Raw genomic sequence first — 2,752 nt, forward strand, 5'->3', positions numbered from 1 at the left:
GCTCGGCGGCGTCGGCCAGCAGGGATTCGGCGGTGGCCGGCTCGTCCGCGATGCGTTCGCCGAGGTCACGGACGCGCTCCGGGTCGGGCAGCCGGATCACGCTGTGGCCCGTCTCGTGCAGCCGGACGGCCTGTTCGACCAGCCGGACCAGGTGCCGGGCGTGCTTGGCGGCCCGGCGGCGGGTGACGGGGTCGGCGGTGTCGCGGGTCAGCAGCTTGCGGAACTGCTGGTCCGCGTAACCGAGATAGGCCTTGCGGACGGCCGGCCCGCTCAGGAAGGTCGAGCGGATCCCGATCAGTTCGCGTCCGAGCGGCGTGACGCTCTCGTACAGGTCCTCCGGCAGCCAGACGAGTTCGGAGGCGGTCGGATTGCAGGACAGCGCCAGGCGGCACCACTTGGCGGCCTCGTGCAGGGTGACGTCCGGCTCGGTGGTGACGTGCGACTCGGCCGGACGGTCCAGGCCGTGCAACTCCTCGGTGGGGACGGCGAACAGGCCGAGCCGGTCGACGTCCGAGCCGGCGTGGGCGAAGCCGTACGCGGTGGAGCCGACGATGCCGGAGAGCAGGACGGTACCAGGGGCGGTGGGCAAGGCGGGCTCCTCTCGGGCGGACGGCTCTCGGACGGACGGCCCTCGAACGGACGGCTCTCGGACGGACGGTCCGGTACCGCGTCCTCATCCTCTCCGGAGCGGGCCGCGCCGGGCGAGTGAATTCCGGCCCGGGCCCGACCGGCCGCCGATACTGGCCCCATGGAGCACGATCCCCACCTGGAAGCCGTCGGCGTCGACAAGTTGCGGGCCTGGTGGTCGCACCGGCAGTGGCTGGACCGCCCGCACACCGGGGCGTCCGCCGCCGAGGTGCTGGCCGCCACCGGCTGGGCCCGCTCGGTCGGCGGCGCGGCGCCGTACCTGGGCCTGTTCGCCCGGGCCGGGCTGGGGCGGGCGGCGGTGGACGCCGAGGTGGCCGCCCTGCGGGTGCACGAACTGCCGTCCGCGCGCGGCTGCACCTACGTGCTGCCCGCCGAGGACTTCGCACTCGGGCTGGCGGTCGGCGCGGCCGCCCCGGCGGGCGAACTGGCCGCGGCGCAGAAGCACCTGGGGGTCGGCCGGGACGAGGTGGAGCAGCTCTGCCTGGCCATCGAGCGGGCCCTGGCCGCCGGCGGGCCGCTGGATCCGACCACGATCCGGGAGTCGGTCGGCGACGCCGTCCGGCCGCTCGGCGAGGCGGGCCGCAAGCGCGGCCTGGCGACCACCCTGCCGCTCGCCCTCGGGCTGATGCAGTCGCGCGGCCGGATCCGCCGGGTGCCGGTCAACGGCCGCCTGGACCAGCAGCGTTACGGCTACGTCGGCTGGGACCAGCCGGTCCACGGGGGCGCCGTCGACCTCGCCCGCCGCTACTTCTCCTGGGCCGGCCCGGCCACCCTCAAGCACTTCCGCTGGTTCTCCGGCTTCAGCGCCGCCACCGCCCGGCAGGCCGTCGCCGAGGCCGGGCCGGTCCCGGTCGCCCCCGGGTCGGAGCTCCTGCTGCCGCCCGAACTCGCCGAGGAGTTCGCCGAGTTCGAGGTGCCGGCCGAACCTCACTACACCCTGCTGGCGGGCATCGACGGCATCCACCTGCTGCACCGCGACCTGCCCCGGCTGCTCGACCCCGCCGACGCCGCCCGCCCGCTGCCCGCCGGCCGGACCGGGCGCGCCTTCGGCTCCGAGACGGACCCGCAGACCCACCTGGTGCTCGACCGCGGCCGGATCGTCGGACTGTGGGAGTACGACCCCGAGCGGGCCGAGATCGTCCACCGGTCCTTCGTCCCGCTCGACGACGCGCTGCGCGAGGCGGTGGCCCGTACCGAGGCGTTCGTCCGGGACGAGCTCGGCGACGCCCGCGGTTTCAGCCTCGACTCGCCGAAGAGCCGCGCCCCGAAGATCGCGGCGCTGCGGGCGGAGTCCGCCTCCGGCGACGGAACCCCCGTGTAACGTGCGGGACATGTCGACCACCACCCCCGGCCTCGAAGAGGTCCTGATCGTCACCGGTGCCGGCCGCGGCATCGGCGCCGCCACCGCCCTGCTGGCCGGCCGCCGCGGCTACCGGGTCTGCGTCAACTACCGTACGGACGAGGCCTCCGCCGCCTCCGTCGTGGACGCCATCCGGGCCGAGGGCGGCACCGCCCTCGCCGTCCGCGCCGACGTCAGCCGCACCGCCGAGGTGGAGCGGCTGTTCGCCACCGTGGACACCGAACTCGGGCAGCTCACCGGGCTGGTGAACAACGCGGGCACGCTGGAGAGGCAGTGCCGGCTGGAGGACATCGACGAGGACCGGCTGAACCGGATCTGGGCCGCCAACATCACCGGCCCGTTCCTGTGCGCGGCCCAGGCGGTGCGCCGGATGTCCACCCGGTACGGCGGGCGCGGCGGCGCGATCGTCAACGTCGGCTCGGCCGCCTCCCGGATCGGCTCGCCCAACGAGTACGTCGACTACGCGGCCGCCAAGGGCGCGGTGGACTCGATGACCCGCGGACTGGCGCTTGAGGTCGCGGCCGAGGGCATCCGGGTCAACACCGTCCGCCCGGGCCTCATCCGCACCGACATCCACGCGCTCGGCGGCGAGCCCGGGCGGGTCGACCGGGTCGCGCCCAACCTGCCGATGCGGCGCGGCGGACTGCCGGAGGAGGTCGCCGAGGCGATCCTGTTCCTGCTCTCCCCGGCCGCCTCGTACACCACCGGCGCATTCCTGGAGGTCTCCGGCGGGCGGTGACGGCT

Annotated in this window: 3 protein-coding genes; 2 read left to right on the forward strand and 1 reads right to left on the reverse strand. The window is 75.3% G+C overall.

Annotated features, from left to right (window positions below; translation table 11 throughout):
* On the reverse strand, positions 1-589 hold a 589-nt coding region (locus J0670_RS35090), incomplete at its 3' end, for a DNA polymerase beta superfamily protein (RefSeq protein WP_207816559.1).
* Between the two features lie 159 nt (positions 590-748).
* Here J0670_RS35090 and J0670_RS35095 point away from each other — a divergent pair.
* Positions 749-1,969, forward strand: a complete 1,221-nt coding sequence (locus tag J0670_RS35095) for a DNA glycosylase AlkZ-like family protein (RefSeq protein WP_207816561.1) — start codon at positions 749-751, stop codon at positions 1,967-1,969.
* Positions 1,970-1,979: 10 nt separating this feature from the next.
* Positions 1,980-2,747 carry an SDR family oxidoreductase gene (locus J0670_RS35100; protein WP_207816563.1) on the forward strand — a complete coding sequence of 256 codons (768 nt, stop codon included), beginning with the start codon at positions 1,980-1,982 and terminating at the stop codon, positions 2,745-2,747.
* The last annotated feature ends 5 nt before the right edge of the window (positions 2,748-2,752 follow it).

Origin of the sequence: Streptomyces sp. FH025 (assembly GCF_017427025.1) — a bacterium.
GTDB lineage: Bacteria > Actinomycetota > Actinomycetes > Streptomycetales > Streptomycetaceae > Kitasatospora.